This window comes from Mucilaginibacter sp., from assembly GCF_028288185.1.
Taxonomy (GTDB): Bacteria; Bacteroidota; Bacteroidia; order Sphingobacteriales; family Sphingobacteriaceae; genus Mucilaginibacter.
In genome coordinates, this window is sequence record NZ_JAQBOF010000037.1 from 60,413 (window position 1) to 78,525 (window position 18,113).

General features: G+C 44.8%; 20 protein-coding genes. 10 read left to right on the top strand and 10 right to left on the bottom strand.

Features of this window, described 5'->3' with window-relative positions:
* Positions 1–52 precede the first annotated feature (52 nt).
* Genes JWQ34_RS16970 through JWQ34_RS16980 form a run of 3 tightly spaced genes read left to right on the top strand, consistent with a single transcriptional unit; the run spans position 53 to position 2,810 of the window.
* Positions 53–982, top strand: a complete 930-nt coding sequence (locus JWQ34_RS16970; protein WP_299359242.1) for a manganese catalase family protein — start codon at positions 53–55, stop codon at positions 980–982.
* Positions 967–2,175, top strand: coding sequence for a DUF892 family protein (locus tag JWQ34_RS16975; protein ID WP_299359244.1), 1,209 nt, complete (start codon positions 967–969; stop codon positions 2,173–2,175). Before JWQ34_RS16970 ends, JWQ34_RS16975 begins: the two co-directional genes overlap by 16 nt.
* A gap of 53 nt (positions 2,176–2,228) precedes the next feature.
* Positions 2,229–2,810, top strand: coding sequence for a DUF4142 domain-containing protein (locus tag JWQ34_RS16980; protein WP_299359246.1), 582 nt, complete (start codon positions 2,229–2,231; stop codon positions 2,808–2,810).
* Between the two features lie 32 nt (positions 2,811–2,842).
* On the opposite strand, the gene JWQ34_RS16985 is transcribed toward JWQ34_RS16980, so the two are convergent.
* Positions 2,843–3,601 (bottom strand): DUF3891 family protein, encoded by a 759-nt coding sequence (locus JWQ34_RS16985; protein ID WP_299359248.1) that lies wholly within the window; start codon positions 3,599–3,601, stop codon positions 2,843–2,845.
* The gene (locus JWQ34_RS16990) at positions 3,573–4,064 is read right to left on the bottom strand and encodes a CinA family protein (protein WP_299359249.1); all 492 of its coding nucleotides are present in this window, start codon (positions 4,062–4,064) and stop codon (positions 3,573–3,575) included. The genes JWQ34_RS16985 and JWQ34_RS16990 overlap by 29 nt, the downstream gene beginning before the upstream one ends.
* A gap of 206 nt (positions 4,065–4,270) precedes the next feature.
* Here JWQ34_RS16990 and JWQ34_RS16995 point away from each other — a divergent pair, with 206 nt between their 5' ends.
* Positions 4,271–5,116: an SDR family oxidoreductase gene (locus JWQ34_RS16995; RefSeq protein ID WP_299359251.1), complete on the top strand. Its 846-nt coding sequence runs from the start codon at positions 4,271–4,273 to the stop codon at positions 5,114–5,116.
* On the top strand, positions 5,109–5,855 hold the full coding sequence (locus JWQ34_RS17000) for a DUF72 domain-containing protein (protein ID WP_299359253.1): 747 nt from the start codon (positions 5,109–5,111) through the stop codon (positions 5,853–5,855). The genes JWQ34_RS16995 and JWQ34_RS17000 overlap by 8 nt, the downstream gene beginning before the upstream one ends.
* Before the next feature lie 80 nt (positions 5,856–5,935).
* On the opposite strand, the gene efp is transcribed toward JWQ34_RS17000, so the two are convergent.
* The 6 genes from efp to JWQ34_RS17030 form a co-directional block, all read right to left on the bottom strand.
* Positions 5,936–6,496: an elongation factor P gene (gene efp / locus JWQ34_RS17005; protein WP_299359254.1), complete on the bottom strand. Its 561-nt coding sequence runs from the start codon at positions 6,494–6,496 to the stop codon at positions 5,936–5,938.
* A 70-nt stretch (positions 6,497–6,566) separates the two neighbouring features.
* Positions 6,567–8,222: a hypothetical protein gene (locus tag JWQ34_RS17010; RefSeq protein WP_299359255.1), complete on the bottom strand. Its 1,656-nt coding sequence runs from the start codon at positions 8,220–8,222 to the stop codon at positions 6,567–6,569.
* Between the two features lie 7 nt (positions 8,223–8,229).
* On the bottom strand, positions 8,230–9,402 hold the full coding sequence (locus tag JWQ34_RS17015; protein ID WP_299359256.1) for a hypothetical protein: 1,173 nt from the start codon (positions 9,400–9,402) through the stop codon (positions 8,230–8,232).
* 138 nt (positions 9,403–9,540) lie between these two features.
* Positions 9,541–9,714, bottom strand: a complete 174-nt coding sequence (locus tag JWQ34_RS17020) for a hypothetical protein (protein ID WP_299359257.1) — start codon at positions 9,712–9,714, stop codon at positions 9,541–9,543.
* A 60-nt stretch (positions 9,715–9,774) separates the two neighbouring features.
* Positions 9,775–10,248, bottom strand: a complete 474-nt coding sequence (locus JWQ34_RS17025; RefSeq protein ID WP_299359259.1) for a hypothetical protein — start codon at positions 10,246–10,248, stop codon at positions 9,775–9,777.
* 17 nt (positions 10,249–10,265) lie between these two features.
* Entirely contained in the window at positions 10,266–10,757 is a 492-nt protein-coding gene (locus JWQ34_RS17030) for an SRPBCC domain-containing protein (protein ID WP_299359261.1), read from the bottom strand.
* A gap of 143 nt (positions 10,758–10,900) precedes the next feature.
* Here JWQ34_RS17030 and JWQ34_RS17035 point away from each other — a divergent pair, with 143 nt between their 5' ends.
* From JWQ34_RS17035 to JWQ34_RS17055, 5 genes are all read left to right on the top strand, one after another.
* Positions 10,901–11,872: a GlxA family transcriptional regulator gene (locus JWQ34_RS17035; protein ID WP_299359263.1), complete on the top strand. Its 972-nt coding sequence runs from the start codon at positions 10,901–10,903 to the stop codon at positions 11,870–11,872.
* A 51-nt stretch (positions 11,873–11,923) separates the two neighbouring features.
* Positions 11,924–12,286 carry a hypothetical protein gene (locus JWQ34_RS17040; RefSeq protein ID WP_299359265.1) on the top strand — a complete coding sequence of 121 codons (363 nt, stop codon included), beginning with the start codon at positions 11,924–11,926 and terminating at the stop codon, positions 12,284–12,286.
* 72 nt (positions 12,287–12,358) lie between these two features.
* A complete protein-coding gene (locus JWQ34_RS17045) occupies positions 12,359–13,618 on the top strand; it encodes an alpha-1,2-mannosidase (protein ID WP_299359267.1) in 1,260 nt (419 codons plus the stop codon).
* A gap of 123 nt (positions 13,619–13,741) precedes the next feature.
* Complete coding sequence (locus tag JWQ34_RS17050; protein ID WP_299359269.1) at positions 13,742–14,590, top strand: DUF1080 domain-containing protein; 849 nt, start codon at positions 13,742–13,744, stop codon at positions 14,588–14,590.
* A gap of 130 nt (positions 14,591–14,720) precedes the next feature.
* Complete coding sequence (locus JWQ34_RS17055) at positions 14,721–15,578, top strand: RNA polymerase sigma factor RpoD/SigA (protein ID WP_299359271.1); 858 nt, start codon at positions 14,721–14,723, stop codon at positions 15,576–15,578.
* Positions 15,579–15,598: 20 nt separating this feature from the next.
* On the opposite strand, the gene JWQ34_RS17060 is transcribed toward JWQ34_RS17055, so the two are convergent.
* Positions 15,599–16,639: a PmoA family protein gene (locus JWQ34_RS17060; protein ID WP_299359273.1), complete on the bottom strand. Its 1,041-nt coding sequence runs from the start codon at positions 16,637–16,639 to the stop codon at positions 15,599–15,601.
* A 92-nt stretch (positions 16,640–16,731) separates the two neighbouring features.
* Positions 16,732–18,087, bottom strand: coding sequence for a Gfo/Idh/MocA family oxidoreductase (locus JWQ34_RS17065; protein ID WP_299359275.1), 1,356 nt, complete (start codon positions 18,085–18,087; stop codon positions 16,732–16,734).
* Positions 18,088–18,113: the final 26 nt, after the last annotated feature.

Genomic DNA, 18,113 nt, shown 5'->3' on the forward strand with positions numbered 1-18,113 from the left:
GTTTGGACTGAAAATTGTATGCTGTCTAATTCACCTTTCAAAATCTACAACTATGTTTCACCACGTAAAAGATCTACAATTCAATGCCAGGGTATCCCGCCCTGATCCGCGCTTTGCCAACCTGCTGTTGGAGCAATTCGGCGGCGAGAATGGAGAGCTGGCTGCGGCCATGCAATACTTCACCCAGGCCTTTGGTGCGAAAGTGCCATACCCGGACAAATACGATATGCTGATGGATATTGCGACCGAGGAATTCAGTCACCTCGAGATTGTCGGCGCTACTATACAGATGTTGTTAAAAGGGGTCAATGGGGAGTTGAAGGATGCGGCAGATAACTCCGAGATCATGCAGGTCATGGATGGGAAGGCGGCTAAAGAAAGCATCATTCACCAGGCGCTGAGCGCCAACCCGCAGTTCGGCATCATTACCGGAGGCGGCGTGACCCCGAGAAACAGCCAGGGCATTCCATGGTGCGCATCCTATATCAATTCAAACGGGGACTTGACAGTAGACTTGCGCAGTAACCTGGCTTCGGAGTCCAGGGCCAAACTCGTGTACGAGCATTTAATGAAATTCACGGATGATCCCTATATACACGAAACTCTGTCATTTTTAATGACCCGCGAAGTGGCCCATTATAAAATGTTCGAAGCTGCGCTGAATGATATTCAGCCCAACTTTCCGCCGGGGGTATTGGCCGCCGATCCGAGGTTTACCCAACAAGCTTTCAATTTATCCGATGGCGCTACGGTGCGCGGTCCCTGGAATGAAGGCGAAATGCCGGATATGGGCAAAGACTGGAACTATATTGCGGACCCGGTTGCCTATGTGAAGGAAACTCAGGGTCTCACCAAAACTGATAAAGCGCTGGAAAAAGAATTAAAGGAAACCGAAAAGCTGGATAAGGAAATGAGCAAAGTCAAAAGCGCCGAGGTAAAGGACGCTGAACCTGAAGGCGTAGCGCAATGGAGCACTTATTAACGATCAACAAAAAATATCAAAATCCTATGGAAATCTCTGAAAAAGCATTTGATGTGATCAATGATCTCATCAAAATTAACAATGACCGGGTAGCCGGTTTTGAAAAAGCAGGCGCCGACCTGGAAGATTATGACAACGGCCTGATCGCCGTCTTTAATAAACTGGCGGGCGAAAGCCGGCAATATGCAGTTGAACTCACCGATATCGCCCGGCAATATGGCGACGAAGCAGCCGAAGGCACCAGTACCTCCGGCGACCTACACCGGGCCTGGATCGACATTAAAGCCACCTTTACCGGCAGCGATCTTTTGGCTATCCTGAACGAATGTGAGCGTGGCGAAGACGCAGCCAAGGCAGCCTACAGGGATGCGCTGGACCCCGAAAATGAATTGAATCCGGAATTGGCACAAGTCCTGCAAATACAGCAACGCGGAATCACGGAAGGCCATGACCTCATTAAATCCTTACGCGACCAGGTGGAAACCACGGATGATGACAGGAACGAAACGGAAAATATCAGTAACACAACCAGGGAACCTGCTTACCAGGAACAACAGGAGCAGTTCACCGAACAGCCGTCCTATGAAGGGGCTGCGGGCGAGTACCAGAACCAGGCAGCCTACGCCCCGGAACCCGAAAGTATCGAACAGGAAGAAGCCTGGGAAGAAGAACAAGCCTCTTCATCCGCCAATTCGAAATTAATGGAATTTTTCGTTGAGGAATTGAAAGACCTGCTTTGGGCCGAAAGGGAACTGGTGGAAACGCTGCCCGATATGGCCAAAGCCGCGACCACCCAGGAACTGAAAACCGCCTTTACCAACCATCTGGCAGAAACCGAAACGCACGTAACCCGTTTGGAACAGATCTTTGGCCTATTAGGACTGGAACCGGAAACCACCAAATGCGATGCCATGTCTGGTATTATTGATGAGGGTGACGGCATCATCAGCGACACGGAAGAAGGCACTGCGCAACGTGATGTGGGTTTGATCTTCGCCGGGCAAAAGGCCGAGCATTACGAGATCGCTTCTTACGGCGGCATGATCAGCCTGGCTAAAACGCTGGGCTATTATGACATTGCCGAAATGCTGGTGCTGACCATCGACGAGGAAAAATCCGCCGATGCTTTGTTAACGGAGATCGCCGAAAACCATGTCAATTATGAAGCCAGTACCGAACGGGCAGAAGACTGATAAAACTTATCGAATAAAAACTTGTTAATACAGGCAACTAAAAATATAAACTCATGAAAAAATTAACTTACATCACTCTGATCGCAAGTATTGCCTGCCTGGGTCAGGCTTGCTCAGGGCCTAAAGACAGCAAGGCCAGCGCGGACAGCGCGAACATGGCTAAAGCGGACACCGCTAAAAAAGATTCATCGATGGCAGCCGTAGATAAAGACGATGCCAAATTCGCGGTAGCCGCCGCAAATGGCGGCATGGCCGAAGTCGAATTGGGCCAGCTGGCGCAGCAAAAAGCGGCGAATGCTAAGGTAAAGGATTTCGGGGCCATGATGGTAACGGATCATACCAAAGCTAATGACGAAATGAAGGCTTTAGCGAAATCCAAGGGCATAACGCTGCCGGTAGCGATCGACACCGATGAACAGAAGGTAAAAGATGACCTATCCGCAAAAACCGGTGTAGACTTCGATAAAGCCTATGTCAGCAATATGATCGATGACCATAAAAAAGATATCAAAGAATTTGAGGATGCCTCTAAAAATTGCAAAGATGCGGATCTTAAGGCATTCGCTACAAAGACTCTGCCTACCTTAAAGATGCACCTGAATGCCATTCAAAAGATCCATGACAGTATGAAATAGGTATCGGATTGAATAGTTTTTAGAAGGGCCGCTTAATGAAGCGGCTTTTCTTTTTTAAACACCCAGCGTTTCTCACTAACCTTGGCTGCACGAAAAGCGGACCGGAATTCCGCGGCATTTTTAAAACTGAGCTGCGGGATCAAGCGGGTCTCAAAATAAAGCTCGAATCGTTCATCCTCAAACGGCCAGGGTTCAACGGTCAAATTTCCTGCGCCGGGCTGTACTAATTGGTAAGCGCAATCTTTCGGCCCTTTACTAATCTCGATGGTACGTCCTTCCGGTTGGTTCTCGTGCTGGCAAAGCAATAGCGACAAAGCATCGCACCATTCCAGCAAGCGGTAATCCCGTTGCGCTTCAGCAGCCGTCAGCCCCAGTACCTTCCGCCATTTTTTTTGCAGCAGCCGTTGCGCCTGCATGAATTTAGCGGCGTCAGGGTTATCAGCGCATTCCTTTCCATAAACAAACGCCAGGTGCATCGAGCAGAGCAGGGCAATGTACCTGCTTTTTGACAGTGCGAAATCCATCGTTTGCGTGCAATGGCGTTGCTCAAATTCCTTCATCTTAAAATTAACCGGCCCGCCCTGCGGCGTCAGCAAATTGTCCCGTTCCAGTTCTACCTGCGCGTCATCATGCTCGGCAATGGCCAACAAAGTTTCTATCCACCGTTCCGTTCGGATGTTATATTCCCATTGCGCCGCGATCTGCGCCGCCAGCAGGCCGTGCGCTCGCTGCGTAATGATTTCCCAACCTGTGATTGTATAGTTAACGATCATTTGATGGATCCAGTTCAAGTGTAAGGAGTTCTGCAGCAGCTTCAACGGTTTGATGAATGATCTCTTCGCAAGTACCGGTAAATACCTTTCGGAAGCTGGCTTCTTTAGCTTTAATAAGGGCAAATACAAACATGGTCCCCACCGGCTTTTCGGGTGTTTCGCTGCCACCGGGTGTCGTCAGGCCGGTAACCGTTACCTGGATATCCGAGGGGATGAGCCCGCGCAGGCCATAAGCCATGGCGCGGGTAACTTCCATTGATTCCGGTGTGTATTTATCGATCAATTCCTGGGGCACTTTCAATAACTGTACTTTAAGATCAGCATCATAACAAGCAAGCCCGCCCTTTAATACCTTTCCCGATTCTTCGGTCAGCGCGAATTCAGAACAGAGCCAGCCCGCAGTTGCGCTTTCGGCAAAGGCGACTGTCCAACCCCGTTCGGCCATTAATTTACTGCATTGACTGATCTTGCTTTCTGCCATAATTATCCATTCGTTTCACTATTTAACAGTCCGGTAAAATCATTGTTTGCGTTAGCTGCGATTAGCATTAGCTACTGATTTCGGCAAGCATCAGCAAATAACGTTTCGCCAGGTCTTTCATATTTTTCTGTCTTTTCAACACCAAAGGGCAGCCTGTGTTTTTAAAAATTGATAAAACCATTGCCCGCAGTCGTAGTTTATAGGTTATGGGAAAGACACCAGAAAAACAGAACAGGCAACCGGGGATTGAATCCAAAATGAACCCAGCACCGGAATATATCAAAGCGGGTTACCGGGGTGCCGCTAAATTGAAAGATAGGGTCGCGTTGATCACCGGGGGTGACAGCGGCATAGGCCGTGCGGTCAGCGTGCATTTCGCCCGCGAAGGGGCGGATATCGCCATTGTTTATTTGGACGAGGATATTGACGCGGAGGAAACCAAAAAACTGGTGGAAGCAGAGGGGAAGAAATGTTTATTATTAAAAGGGGATGTCAAGAAAAGCAGTTTTTGTAAAAAAGCCGTGCAGCAAACCATCAAAAATTTGGGTGGTTTGAATATACTCGTCAATAACGCCGGTATGCAGGTGCCGCAAAAAGACCCGAAGGCTATTGATGAAAAACAACTGGACGATACTTTTCGCACTAATATCTTTGCTTATTTCCATTTCGCCAATGAAGCACTGGAATATATGAAAGCGGGCGACTGCATCATCAATACTACTTCCGTAACCGCCTATCGTTCTTCGCCAAACCTCGTAGATTATTCCTCCACTAAAGGCGCGATCACCTCTTTTACCCGCTCGCTGGCTACTAATATTGTCAAAAAGAAGATCAGGGTCAATGCGGTCGCGCCGGGGCCGGTATGGACTCCGCTAATCGTTTCTACTTTCGATAAAGAGAAAATCAAATCCTTTGGCTCGGAAACCGCGATGAAAAGAGCTGGACAGCCTTCGGAACTCGCCCCGGCTTATGTTTTCCTGGCCTCGGACGATGCTTCGTTCATTACCGGGCAGGTGATTCATGTAAACGGAGGCGAAGTGGTCAATGGCTAACTATTATGCCGGCACCAGCGGTATGGTATTGCCGGTGCCTAATAAAAGCTATTATCCGCAGGAATTTAAAGAACGAAGCAGGCTGTGCTATTATGGCTCGCTGTTCAACAGTATCGAGGTCAATTCTTCGTTTTACAAAATACCGCAGGCCAGGACTATCGCTAAATGGGCGCAGGATGTCCCCCCTGATTTCAGGTTTACTTTTAAGCTTTGGCGGGGAATCACGCACGAAAAAGGCCTGGTATTTAACCGGGACGATATATACCGGTTTATGCAGGCTATAGATTCCGCAGGAGAAAAAAAAGGGTGCCTGCTGGTCCAGTTCCCGCCGGGTGCCAAAGCTCACCTCATGCCGCAGTTGACGGCATTAGTAAATTACATTCGCGATGCAGACCGGGAACAAAGGTGGAAGATTGCTTTGGAGTTCAGGCATGCCTCCTGGTACAACGATAACATCCGGGAATTTGCAGCAAATCATGTCTTGTCTATCGTTCTGCAGGATATCCCGGCTTCGGCCACACCACTTGACTTCGCGGACAACGTGACCATTTACCTGCGTTTTCACGGGCCTGGTGGAAAATACCGGGGCAGCTATGACGACTATATTTTACAGGAATACAGTACCTACATCCGTGATTGGCAGGGAGAAGGAAAAACGGTTTATGTGTATTTTAACAATACAATGGGTGACGCAGTGCAAAATCTTGCCACCCTTAACCGGCTGGTGAATAACCACTGAACCGGGGGAAGCACCAGGAAAGATGGGATATAAAATAAAAAAGCCTCCGATCTTTCAACCGGAGGCTTTTTATTTAATCCCTATTTTACTCGTTCAATATAATCCCCGGTACGGGTATCTACTTTTATTTTATCGCCCTGGTTTATAAACAGCGGCACTTTTATTTCTACACCATTTTCTGTTGTAGCGGTTTTTAGCGCGCCCGATGAGGTATCGCCTTTAACTGCCGGCTCAGAATACGTAATTTCTAATTCAACGCTGTTAGGCATTTGTGCCATAATAGGCTCTTCGCTTTCAAACGATACAATAACATTCATGCCTTCTTTCAGAAACCTTACAGACGGGCCCAATAGTGTTTTTGAAATATTAAACTGATCATAAGTAGTATTATTCATGATCACCATAAAATCACCATCATCATACAGATATTGGTAATCGCTGGTTTCTACCCGGCAAATTTCAACCTGTTCGTCAGTAGCTAAACGGGCCTCAACTATTTTTCCGGTTTTAATATTACGGAACTTATCTAAATAAAATGCCCCGCCTTTACCTGGTGTACGGTGCATAACTTCGGTAACGGTTACCAGTTCGCCATTATAACGTAATATATTCCCTACTTTAATTTCAGATGCCTTTGCCATGAATATCCTTTTAAATTTTTTTGAAGCCCAAAGATATATTAAGTTATGGTAACATCAACAAAGAACTAATCTACTTCACCTCCGCATCAAAAGCACTATTCAAAATAACACCATTACGTTTAGCCTGTATCCAGATACGGTATTTACCCGGTTGCGGGAACGTATAGGGGAAACTTATCTGGTGCGCCATTGAGCCGTCTTTCATAGTCGTTATCTCCGGCATATTAACCATTAGCAGTTTATTGCGCTGGGGTTCATCCATAGCGTTTAAACGGGTTATAAAATGATTAATGCTATCGGCAAATATGTTAGGTTGCGGTAAATATTTATCCAAAGGTTCATGAAAAGCTATCCTATCCAGTAACGCCTTTTGCGATGCCATCGAGTAGCTGCCCGCGGGATGCAGGTGTATGTAAACACTGCCGTCATCTTTTAATATTACGGCATGGGCCATCATACCCATATAGGGTTCTAATTTGGCGGGTTTATGATCGGGATCCAATATTTCAAACTTGAGCATGGTTAGCTCGTTAGCCTTAATTTGCTGGCCGGGGCTCTGCATCCATACAGCGGTCGAGCCATCGTTTAATTTAGTTTCAACGCCCGGCAGGCCACAAATAGCAGCGCCTACCCTGATGGCATTTTTACTGCCTACGGGATTACTTATGTAATAAGTATCGTCTGGATCAGATGCCGGGCCGGCGTTTGTTTTAAGGCTGGCGTTATGGAAAATATTTTCTTTAACTACCAATGTATCTACAATGGTTTCGGCAAAACCGCTAAGGCGAGTTATATCTGCATAAACCCAATAAGTACCGGCAGGCAGATTGGGTACTTTAGCCACAAACGTAACCGAATCTAACCTGTGCGGGTGTAGGTGTGCAAATACGTCCAGATCGCCTGCTTTTATCAGGAACATGTGCATCAGCTTTCCGTGATCGGGTACCAGGTAATTCATTTTACGGGTAATGTTCATGCGGCGACTGCGACCCATGCTGTTTAGTTGGGCGATATCAACAGTCAGTGTAAGCGTGCCGTTTTGCGCGTCTACTTTTGTAGCGGCCCGCAATGGCCGATATAAAAATTTATTGTAGCTATCGGCTGCCGAGTTCCACCAGGCGCGTCCGCCCCAAAGTATCAGTATCAATATAACCAACGCGCTAATGCTGCCAAAAACACGGCGTCTGCGCAAACGTCTGGTCATTTCTTCGCCGGGATTAAGCTGGCTATCCCCCACACTCGAGCTGATTATAGTCACCATCAGCAACACCAAAAAAACCGACATCGCTAACAACCCCCAGCCCAAACCGGCAGGCATTGATCTTTTAGCTGTCGATACGGCCATAACCGGCACTAATACAGTGCCCTTGCCTTTTGGCCCGTCAACCATAACTTCAATGCTTGAGGTGCCAATGTTCATGAACCATATTTTTACATCAAAACGGCCCGGTTGAGTGTCTGATTGTTTGGCCAGATCGGCACGCGGGGTGCCGTCTGTTCCGGCGCTCCAGTACACAGGTTTGGCGCTTACCTGCACGCCCTTAACACCATCTTCCAAAAAAACAGTTACCATGGCAGTACCGGGTATTACATCGGGCGGCATAATGCTTACTATCACTTTATAGGGGCCGGCATATCCTTCAAAGGTTACACCGGGGCTGCCTACGTGCGCGTAGCTTATGCATACTGTTAAAAGCAGTGTGATGCAAAAAATAATTTTCTTCATAATAAAGTTACCGTTTAACTGATTTCATCCAACGGCCCCAGGTTAATCCCAGCCATGACGACAGGATGCTTAATACAACAGCTATAGTCAAGCCGGTTATCAGCACGGTACCACCCTCCACATTATAAGGCGCAAATGCATAACGATATTGAAAGGCCGGGTCGGAGCCAAAGTACCATGATGTAGTACCAAAGAACCAGTTGCGGGCATATTCGGTAGTTAAAAAATCTCCGAATGGCCACTGTACGACAAATAGTATCAATGTAAAAGCCACTCCTAATGCCAGGGCCTTAATAAAAAAAATTTTATTTTGCAGACGCTGGTTAAGCCAATCAATAGCAATGGCCGGGAATATCAGCAGCAATGGAAAATGAAATGCTTGATAATGGGTGATATGATTAAATACCGGCCCCAGTTTTGGTTCGGCGTGGAATATCGGTAGTATCCATACCATAGCCGCCATTACAATGGTGTAGATAGCAGCCATCCGCGTAGCGCCCCATTTACTGGTTGATGCCCGCGATATGGCCACCAAAAACAACGGGAATAAACCCGATGCCACTTGGTAAAACAGCGTTTTATGCATGGCGTAACGGCCAAGGTATTCGGAAGCGATGGTAAATAACATCACCAATAAAAAGCCCGATGATAATATAAAGCACCATGATATAGCGTTAGCAGAATAAGTATTCACTGCCGATTTACGATTTTGGAGCGCTATTACACTCACCATGGCTCCAAATTGTATAGTTATCATTCCCAGTAAAAGCACGGTATGCGGCGGCGAAAGTATCTGTACATCCAGCCCAAAGGTATTGTGCCACCAGTCGTCAAACGGCGCAGAAGTGATCATGGCAAAAGCCCCCCAGATGCAAAACAAAGCTCCTAGCGATCCATAAAATACTTTCCAGAAATTTATAGACTGCTGTTTTTCTTCGGTACGGCCAGCAAAGGTTAAACGTAACACATAATAGCCCGAGAATAGCCCCGATGTTATAGCACCGATGTATGTAGCCAAATGCGGTGGCGAAAACAAACCATCCCGACCAATACTGGTATGCCATGAGATATCCCAGATCAATCCCACCGTTATACAAAAGGATGCAAATACAACCGCATAAATGTAAACCGGCAGCGTGCGGGTGGTAGTATGATTTGGTGATAGGGTCATAGTACTCATAGAGATCTGTTTTATATTAATTAAGTGGCAACGCAAGCCATAGCTTTACGATGTACAACGCACTAAGGTACATCAAAAACTTAAACATAAAAAAGCCCCGCAAATGCAGGGCTTTTAATAAATAATTAGTTTTTAAGCTTATACATCACCAACTTCTTTTTGAATGGATGGTGGCGGTAACTCCTGCGGCACCTCTTCTATTTCTTTTTCGGGCAAATCCGGCCCTTTTGGGTCTGCAGGTTGTTGTATCTCGGGACGCTCGGGTTGTACCGGCATTTCATCGGGTTCGTTTGGTACTGTTTGCTTTTTCATGGTATTAGTAAAATACCTATAAGGCTAAAATTGTTTCAGCAAAATCGCGTAAGCAACCTATTAATCCTTATTTTCCCATTCTAAGGTACCTTCCTTTTTTCTATAAGGCGTGCCGTTGCCGGTAGTTAAGAAAACATGTATGCTACCCATAAAATAATCCCAAGCCGGTTCACATACGTCATAACATTCAACGCTTTTATTCAAACCTTCATGCAGCATGGTTAATGTAGCGCCGTATTCATCGCTTGTAATTGTCCATATTATCTTAGTGCCTACCCATTCATCTTTTTTCGCCAGCGTCTCCATATCAATATAGGCCTTTAGGCATAGCCATACAACTTTCTCATTCGGCACTGCTTCAAATATTTCGAAGGTCTTTTTTGTTCCGCCAAAGGCGATGTTAAATTGGTCGCCTTTTTGATTTGCCGCTCCCGATAGATCATCGCTCCACCAATCCTGGATGTGTTCGGTAATCGCCGCGTATACTTCGCTAGCCGGGTTGTTTACCGTAAAGCTGTTTTTATAATTGTTCATATCGTAAATTTAATATATTACTTCCCCTCAGATCCTAGCCTCTTTTCATCTTCAGTTTGTGGTTTCTCCTTGCCGTTAGGCATTCCTTTACCGGTGGCAATTAAATTGCGCAAACTGTTTTGTATGTAAGTAGTCCAGGCATCATGGCATATATCATAACATTCGTAAGCAGGCACCAACCCGTGGTGAGTAAATTTCATCTGCGTTTTATTGCCTTCCTTAGAAATTTCAAAGCTGATGGTGTTACCTATCCATTCGGTTTTATCAGTAGTAAACTTAAAATAGTTTTCTAACACCTGCCAAACCACTTTTTGGTCGGGCACTAATTCTATAACTTTTATTTTGCAGATGTGAACGTCCTGGAAATGATAGTTAAATGCCTCGTTCAATTTATCTGTAGGACCTTCAATTTCTTCGGACCACCATCCGCGAGGATTGTTAATGGCATCGAATACTTGTTTCGTAGTTTGGTCTACCAATAAGGTAGTAGTAAAATCTGGTGTGCTCATTGTAGTATGATCTTAGTTATTAATTATTTAATTATGTTTAAGTAAAATTAGGGGCTTAATTTGATATTGTTCGGGTGTAAAATAGACATTATAACGGGTTGATTTGGACAACATTATCAATTACCTTTATCAAAAAAATCATCATGAAGCAAGTAACCATAGTTGTACCAAAAGGCAAGGTCACTTTAAGCAGCGTAACCGGATCGTTCGAGATACTGCGGTCAGCCAACGCGCATTGGCAAAAGCTTGGCAACAAAACGATGATGGAAATATGCATAGCCGGTTTTATGCCCGAATTGAAATTAGACGCAGGATTCTTCTCAATCCACCCGGTAAATATCAACGATATACAAAAAGCCGACTTAATCCTTATCCCCGCCACTGTTTATGATGAAAATTTGTTTAAAGAGAATGAAGAGTTGCTTAACTGGATAAAAGAGCAATATAAAAAGGGCGCCGAAATAGCTACCATGTGCTCGGGTGCGTTTTTACTGGCCTCTACCGGTTTGCTTGACGGTAAAACCTGTTCTACCCATTGGGTCCATGCAGCTAATTTTAAGCGGTTGTTTCCAAAAGTTGATCTGCTGCCGGATAAACTGCTCACTTCAGAAAAAGGAATATATACTAATGGCGGCGCTTACTCTTTTTTAAACCTGGTGCTTTTTTTAGTTGAAAAATATTTTGACCGGCAGACGGCCATTTACTGTTCAAAAATTTTCCAGATAGATATGGATAGAACGTCCCAATCGCCTTTTTTTATTTTCCAAAAGCAAAAGAATCATGGTGATGAATTGATAGACAAGGCACAAACTTATATCGAAGAAAACCTGAGTGGGAAGATATCCTTTGAGGAACTGGCATCCAAACTGGCTATCAGCAGGCGCAACTTTGATCGCCGGTTTATTAAAGCTACCGGTAACACCCCGGTTGAGTATTTGCAGCGTGTAAAAGTTGAAGTCGCCAAAAGCACTTTAGAAAAAGGCCGGAAAAGCATTTTTGAGGTAATGAACGAGGTAGGCTATGCAGACGACAAAGCGTTTAGAGAGGTCTTTAAAAAAATAACCGGCTTATCGCCGCTGGATTATAAGGCCAGATATAATAAGGAAGCTGTTTAGACTCCTTAAAAAAAATCACAAACAATTTAAGCCTTTGTTTATTATGTAATTATGATAACAGTGATCGGCATATTTGAAAACCTTGAACTAGCGGATGAGGCCAGCTCTTATCTTATAGCTAACAACTTTGAAAGCGAAAATATAGATATCCATACACATGCTGACGAGCCCGAAACAGATCGCATAGGTAACTTTTTCAGTCATTTTTTTGAAAACGAAAAAGAAGCCACACACTATGCATCATTAGGAAGAAACGGCTCCATTGTAACCATACACGCCGCCTCAACCCGCGAGGCGCAGGAAGCCGTTGATGTTTTTAACCAGTATGGCGCGATAGAAGTTGATGCTTCAGCAACCGATACCCGTAGTTTGGTTATAGACCAGATTGTAGCCCAAGACATGCGTTTAAAATAGCCAACCCCAGACTTTTGTTTAGCTATTTTTTGTAAGTTAGTACCGCGATGAGTATATAATATTCAGTAATACATGAACACTAATCCGGGCAAATTATCTTTAAAAATCAAAACCTTGTTTTGTGGTTTCAATCTGTTTTATCTTTTAGGGGTAACGCCCGCAATAGCCCAAAAAATGATCATCGAAAACCTGGATGGGCCGGTTACTGCAAACGAGATCAATGCGTTTAAGGCTCATATCAAAACAGCCCCTGCACCACCCGGAAACGGAAATGTATGGGTTTTTGGCAATGGCGGCAAAAGTATTGAGGCCTGCGGATTAATGTATGAGGTATCGCACGACAGAGAGATCATGGATCGAATGATCTATTATTGCGATGAAATGCTATCGCGCCGTAACGATATCTGGCCCGCTGATAAAGGCGGACAAAAAGCAGTTTGGACAGGCAAAGTCGAGCCTGTTTGGCCATCATCAAACCCTGACGTAAGCCCCGCGGGCGCGGGTGTTGAACAAGGCGATGAAATTGCCCATATGGCTTTTTGCGCCAAGCTGATATTACAAAACCCGGCATTATGGGATTTAAAGGTCGACATTGGCGATACCTACCAATTTGGCGCAACATATAAACAACGCGCCCTGAAATATATTAAAGAAGGCGACTTCGTGATTGATAACTGGATATTGCCTCATTTTATCCGCGCGAGCGAAAACAACCACTACTATTTTCCTGGTGCACCCAATACTTATAAACCTAATGACCCTGCACCCTGGAACCAGGCCTGGATGGTTACTAATGCCTTAGTGCGATTAGTGGAATGCCATTTACTATTGAAGGATGGCGCTGAAAGAATAGCAAGTTATGATGCAATAGTTCAACCAAATATTGATTGGTTTAGGGCAAATTGCAAACCTGCTACATCTGCCAAAGGGACGGCCTGCTATACCTGGGCCTATGCCTACCCAAAAGGAATAGAAGACACCAACCATGCCGCTTATGATAGCGAGGGCCTTTGGATAGCTTACGATAGCGGCAGGTATCATTTAACATTTAATGATATAGTACCTTATGCCAATACCTATTGCGATCTGGTAATGGGCACTGTAACCAACGGCAAGTTTGCCGGCAGGGTTGACGGCACAACCGGTACCGGGCACGGCGGCGGCGATAACTATGTACGCGATGAATATCTTTATCTTACCGAGTTTAGGCCGGATATGTTTATAGAGATGGCTCAAACAGAGATCAATACCAATAAAGTAGCTGTATCAATACCCATAACTGCCCGACTGCTTTGGGAAAAAGATCGCCGGTTTAAAAAGAAAAGTAAATAGCCTACTATTAAGATCAATGGAAGTGCATTTATAGTTTTCGGGACAAGGCAGATCACGTGTTTTTTATTAAGATATTTTGTAGGTTAGCAGTAGGATAACCATCCGGCTAAAACCTTTATAAATATGAAATACGCTAACTTGTTTTTTACATTGCTTCTTTGTGTTGTGGCTTTGGGTTTTACCACCATCCAACAAAAATCTGTATGGAAACCATTATTTAATGGCAAGGACCTAACTGGCTGGGATAGCTACATTGGCCCTGACCAGGATGATAAAGGCAATCATATCAATAACGTCCCAATCGGCCTTAACAATGACCCCCGGCATGTGTTTACTATTGTTAAATTGGATGGTGAAAATGTGATCCGAGTATCCGGCGAGAACTGGGGCGCTATATCTACCAAAAAAGAATATGAAAACTACCATCTGCAATTACAATATAAATGGGGCTCACTTGTATGGGGGCAGAAAAAAGGCAAGAATAAAGATAGCGGGTTACTGTATCACTCCGTAGGTAAATACGGTGCAGATTATGGTGCCTGGATGCGGTCGCACGAGTTCCAGATAGAGCAAACCAATAGCGGCGAGTATTGGGGCGTGGCCGGTGGCCTGGCCGATATCCCCGCTAATAAAAAGCCTGATAACAATTATGAGTATAGCCCTACCGGTACCTTATATACCTTTGCCGAAGAAACCCAACAAAGCCGTCATTGCCAAAAAAGAGGTGGCGACGCAGAAAACCCAACCGGCCAATGGAACACGCTCGATCTGTATTGCCATGGCGACACTGCTATCCACCTAATAAACGGGAAAGTGATGATGGTGCTATATCATTTAAAACAAAGCGATAAGGGACAAAACATACTACCGCTAGTTAAAGGAAAAATACAGTTGCAATCAGAGGGGGCTGAAATATTTTACCGAAATATAAAAATTCAGGATGTTCATCAATTACCAATAGAGTTAATGTAGGCCATTTCGCCTAACCAATCTAGCATTTAAAGCTCGAATATTGTTAAATAATGTTAACAATAACTCCTTTTTAGCGTAAATTACTTTATATCAACAAATCCATGCATTTCTTTGGGTATCTTTGCAAAACATGAGGCAACTGAAAATCACCCAATCTATCACTAACCGCGAGTCACAATCGCTTGACAAATATTTAACAGAGATCGCTAAAGTTGGTCTGATCACGGCACAGGAAGAGGTTGTTTTAGCACAAAAAATCCGCGAGGGCGACCAAGCGGCATTAGAGCGCTTAACAAAAGCAAATCTCCGTTTTGTGGTTTCGGTAGCCAAACAGTACCAAAATCAAGGCCTTACACTTGGCGATTTAATTAACGAAGGCAACTGCGGTTTAATAAAAGCGGCGGGCCGATTTGATGAAACCAAAGGCTTTAAATTTATATCTTACGCGGTTTGGTGGATACGCCAATCTATTTTAACAGCAGTTGCAGAACAATCCCGCGTAGTGCGTTTGCCACTTAACCAGGTTGGGGCATTGAATAAGATCCGTCATGCATCTTCCAAATTGGAGCAATTACTGGAGCGCCCGGCCACAACAGAAGAGTTGGCCGAGGATTTAGAAACCACACCCGAAAAAATATCTGATTCGTTAGCTAATTCCGGCCGTCATTTATCAATGGATGCTCCTTTCATAGCCGGCGAAGACAACACGCTTTTGGATGTATTGCAAAATGATGCAGAGGCCACGGATCACGATCTGATGACAGATTCGTTGGCAAGCGAAATCAAACGCTCATTGGGTATACTTGCAGAAAGAGAAAGAGAAGTACTTACCCTGTTTTTCGGACTAAATAGCCGTTCGGCACATTCGCTGGAAGAAATCGGTGAAAAATACGACTTGACGAGAGAACGTGTAAGACAAATAAAAGATAAAGCGTTGGCGCGTTTGCGTCATAACTCTAAATCTATGCTATTGCAAAGTTATTTGTAATACTCTTTTAAAAACTCACATCACTTTTTAGCAAAATCAGCTGCCGATTTATTAAGCTGTTTTGCTGTAAGTGTATTGCCTCCATTATTAATAACTATCCGGTATATAAAAGTAACCGATTCTCCCTTTTTTAAGGTAAGGTTTTTGGCTGATTTACCATTGGTAAAAATCTTTTCTCCCAATGGGTTAGCCGCAAAAAGGCCATAGCCCCTGGCATGCCAAAAGGTAGGGTAGTTTGGATTTCGGGGATGATCAATAATTGCGATACTTACCGAGTCGGCACCCATTTTACCATACACTTTGCACCAAACACCACGGGTACTCCAGGCATCATCGCCGGTTTTACCCTGGCTGGTTAAGTAGTTGCCATTGGCCAGGTTATCTGTACCACCTTTTACTACAGTTACAATCCCTTTATCATCTGTAAATTTTTGGTCTACTTTACTTGGCATCTGCAACTCATGTGCCAAGCGAAGGCCCAGCATGCCGTCCTTAGCATCGTTAAATTTGGCTTCAACATTGGCTTTTAAAGTGGTGATCCTGTCAATAATACGTTGGTTAGCGTTGCCGCTAAATTCAAACCGTGTAGTTTCTTCCAATATCACATCTTTAGCCTGGTTTGTCCAGTTGGCGTGGTAGGCTATTACGCCTGTGTTGCCGCTTTGGGCCTCTAATATCTTATCGGTACGTATCCAGCCGTACTGGCTTTTTTTGGCCGCCGGTATAGCATAACTGTTGTTCCAGAAATCAAGTCCGTTTAAATTTTCATAATTGAACCAAAGACCAATATGATGCGGATGATCCGTTGGGTCCCCTGTTCGTTTATCTAACGGAAAACTACGCGTAACCACCGTTCCGCCGGCATCATGCAACGGATACAGCACCGGTTTTTCCAATGAATCAGGATATAAAAAACTGGTGAACAACTTGCCGCCAATTATCACATCTATCTTTTTATCCTTTGTAGATCTAACCACCGCTACTGGTTGCTGTTGTGCAATGGCTACGGTTGATACCGCCGTCATCATTAGGGCTAATGTTACTTGTTTGATCTGGTTCATCTTTTAATAATATATCGAACATCAAATAACAAATGCCGAATATCGCGGAACTTCAGCGTTCGATATTCGGCATCCACTATCAATATTTCAGGTTAATATTTAAACACTTTACCACCAGCCATTACCTCCTGCGTAGCCTCGTCAAAGGTAGCTTTTTGGCCTGTATGTGCTGCCGCATTAGTCATTATAAGAGCTATAGCGTGGCTGTATCCAGCTTCAACCGGCGCATTAGGCTGTTTACGGCTGCGCACACACTCCATCCAGTTACGCACATGGTTTGATGTTAATACGTCGCCACCTGTATTTGCTGATGTTACAACTTTCTCCGTATTTTTTAATTCTATGGTTGGCAATAGATTGGCTTTCATGCCCATGGCTTTCGCCATCTTTTCTGTAAGGCCACCAGTTGGGGTTACCTTATTGGTCATCAGGTTTAATTCACCACCATTTGAGTAATATATTTCAGAAGGATCATCATCGCCATTATGCATCCGCGAGGCAAATGTCACCTGGAAACCTAATGATGGGTCGTTTGCAGGCCCATAATCAAAAGCAGCCGTTATGGTATCCCAGTTACGGCGGCCATCTTTCCACATATAAATACCGCCGTTAGCTGTTACGCTACGCGGATGTTTCAACCCGCTGAACCAATGCACCGTATCAATCTGGTGGCTCATCCATTGCCCCGGTAATCCTGATGAATAAGGCCAAAACAAGCGGAACTCTAAATATTTACGCGGATCGAAGGCTTCATAAGGCCGGTTCATCAGCCAGCGTTTCCAGTCGGTATCTTGTTCTTTTAATACAGTTAATAACTCGGGCCTTCTCCAGCGTCCCGGTTGGTTTACATTCCACTTTAATTCAACCATGGTTATTGGCCCAAACTGCCCCGATTTTATAAAATCGTCGGCTGCATGGTAGTTAGCACCACTACGGCGTTGTGAGCCTATTTGTACAATTTTGCCTGTTTCTTTTACTGCTTTTAATGCAAAACGGGCATCTTCCATGGTTTCGGCAAAAGGTTTTTCGCAGTAAACATCGCACCCGGCGCGCACGGCTTCGGCGCAATGCCTCGCGTGTTGAAAATCGGCAGTGCTCATAAACACCGCGTCTACCGCTTTTGCGTTATACATTTCCTCGTTATTTCGATACGCTTTTACGTCATTATTCATTTTCTGTTTCCAGGCGGCGGCACCTTCCTCGCGGCGTTTGTTCCAGATATCAGATACGGCAACTACTTCAAAGTTTAGTTCTTTATAATGGTTCATGAAGGAGGGCATGTGCGAGCTTTTATGCCTGTCAGAAAACCCGACTACACCAACCCGCACACGGTCATTAGCGCCAATAATACGGTTATAACTTTTAGCGCTGAAACCGGTTTTAGCCAACATTACACCCGCGCCCGCTATTGATGCCTGCCTGATAAAAGTACGACGTGATTTTTCCATAATTTTTTAATATTTTATTGGTTGCA

Bases quoted from the DNA above. Each gene is read 5' to 3' on its own strand.
- JWQ34_RS17065 (WP_299359275.1), bottom strand. From the start codon at position 18,087: ATGGAAAAATCACGTCGTACTTTTATCAGGCAGGCATCAATAGCGGGC.
- JWQ34_RS16995 (WP_299359251.1), top strand. From the start codon at position 4,271: ATGGGAAAGACACCAGAAAAACAGAACAGGCAACCGGGGATTGAATCC.
- JWQ34_RS17035 (WP_299359263.1), top strand. From the start codon at position 10,901: ATGAAGCAAGTAACCATAGTTGTACCAAAAGGCAAGGTCACTTTAAGC.
- JWQ34_RS17030 (WP_299359261.1), bottom strand. From the start codon at position 10,757: ATGAGCACACCAGATTTTACTACTACCTTATTGGTAGACCAAACTACG.
- JWQ34_RS17025 (WP_299359259.1), bottom strand. From the start codon at position 10,248: ATGAACAATTATAAAAACAGCTTTACGGTAAACAACCCGGCTAGCGAA.
- JWQ34_RS17000 (WP_299359253.1), top strand. From the start codon at position 5,109: ATGGCTAACTATTATGCCGGCACCAGCGGTATGGTATTGCCGGTGCCT.
- JWQ34_RS17045 (WP_299359267.1), top strand. From the start codon at position 12,359: ATGAACACTAATCCGGGCAAATTATCTTTAAAAATCAAAACCTTGTTT.
- efp (WP_299359254.1), bottom strand. From the start codon at position 6,496: ATGGCAAAGGCATCTGAAATTAAAGTAGGGAATATATTACGTTATAAT.
- JWQ34_RS17040 (WP_299359265.1), top strand. From the start codon at position 11,924: ATGATAACAGTGATCGGCATATTTGAAAACCTTGAACTAGCGGATGAG.
- JWQ34_RS16975 (WP_299359244.1), top strand. From the start codon at position 967: ATGGAGCACTTATTAACGATCAACAAAAAATATCAAAATCCTATGGAA.
- JWQ34_RS17060 (WP_299359273.1), bottom strand. From the start codon at position 16,639: ATGAACCAGATCAAACAAGTAACATTAGCCCTAATGATGACGGCGGTA.
- JWQ34_RS17015 (WP_299359256.1), bottom strand. From the start codon at position 9,402: ATGAGTACTATGACCCTATCACCAAATCATACTACCACCCGCACGCTG.
- JWQ34_RS17055 (WP_299359271.1), top strand. From the start codon at position 14,721: ATGAGGCAACTGAAAATCACCCAATCTATCACTAACCGCGAGTCACAA.
- JWQ34_RS17050 (WP_299359269.1), top strand. From the start codon at position 13,742: ATGAAATACGCTAACTTGTTTTTTACATTGCTTCTTTGTGTTGTGGCT.
- JWQ34_RS16990 (WP_299359249.1), bottom strand. From the start codon at position 4,064: ATGGCAGAAAGCAAGATCAGTCAATGCAGTAAATTAATGGCCGAACGG.
- JWQ34_RS16970 (WP_299359242.1), top strand. From the start codon at position 53: ATGTTTCACCACGTAAAAGATCTACAATTCAATGCCAGGGTATCCCGC.
- JWQ34_RS17010 (WP_299359255.1), bottom strand. From the start codon at position 8,222: ATGAAGAAAATTATTTTTTGCATCACACTGCTTTTAACAGTATGCATA.
- JWQ34_RS16980 (WP_299359246.1), top strand. From the start codon at position 2,229: ATGAAAAAATTAACTTACATCACTCTGATCGCAAGTATTGCCTGCCTG.
- JWQ34_RS17020 (WP_299359257.1), bottom strand. From the start codon at position 9,714: ATGAAAAAGCAAACAGTACCAAACGAACCCGATGAAATGCCGGTACAA.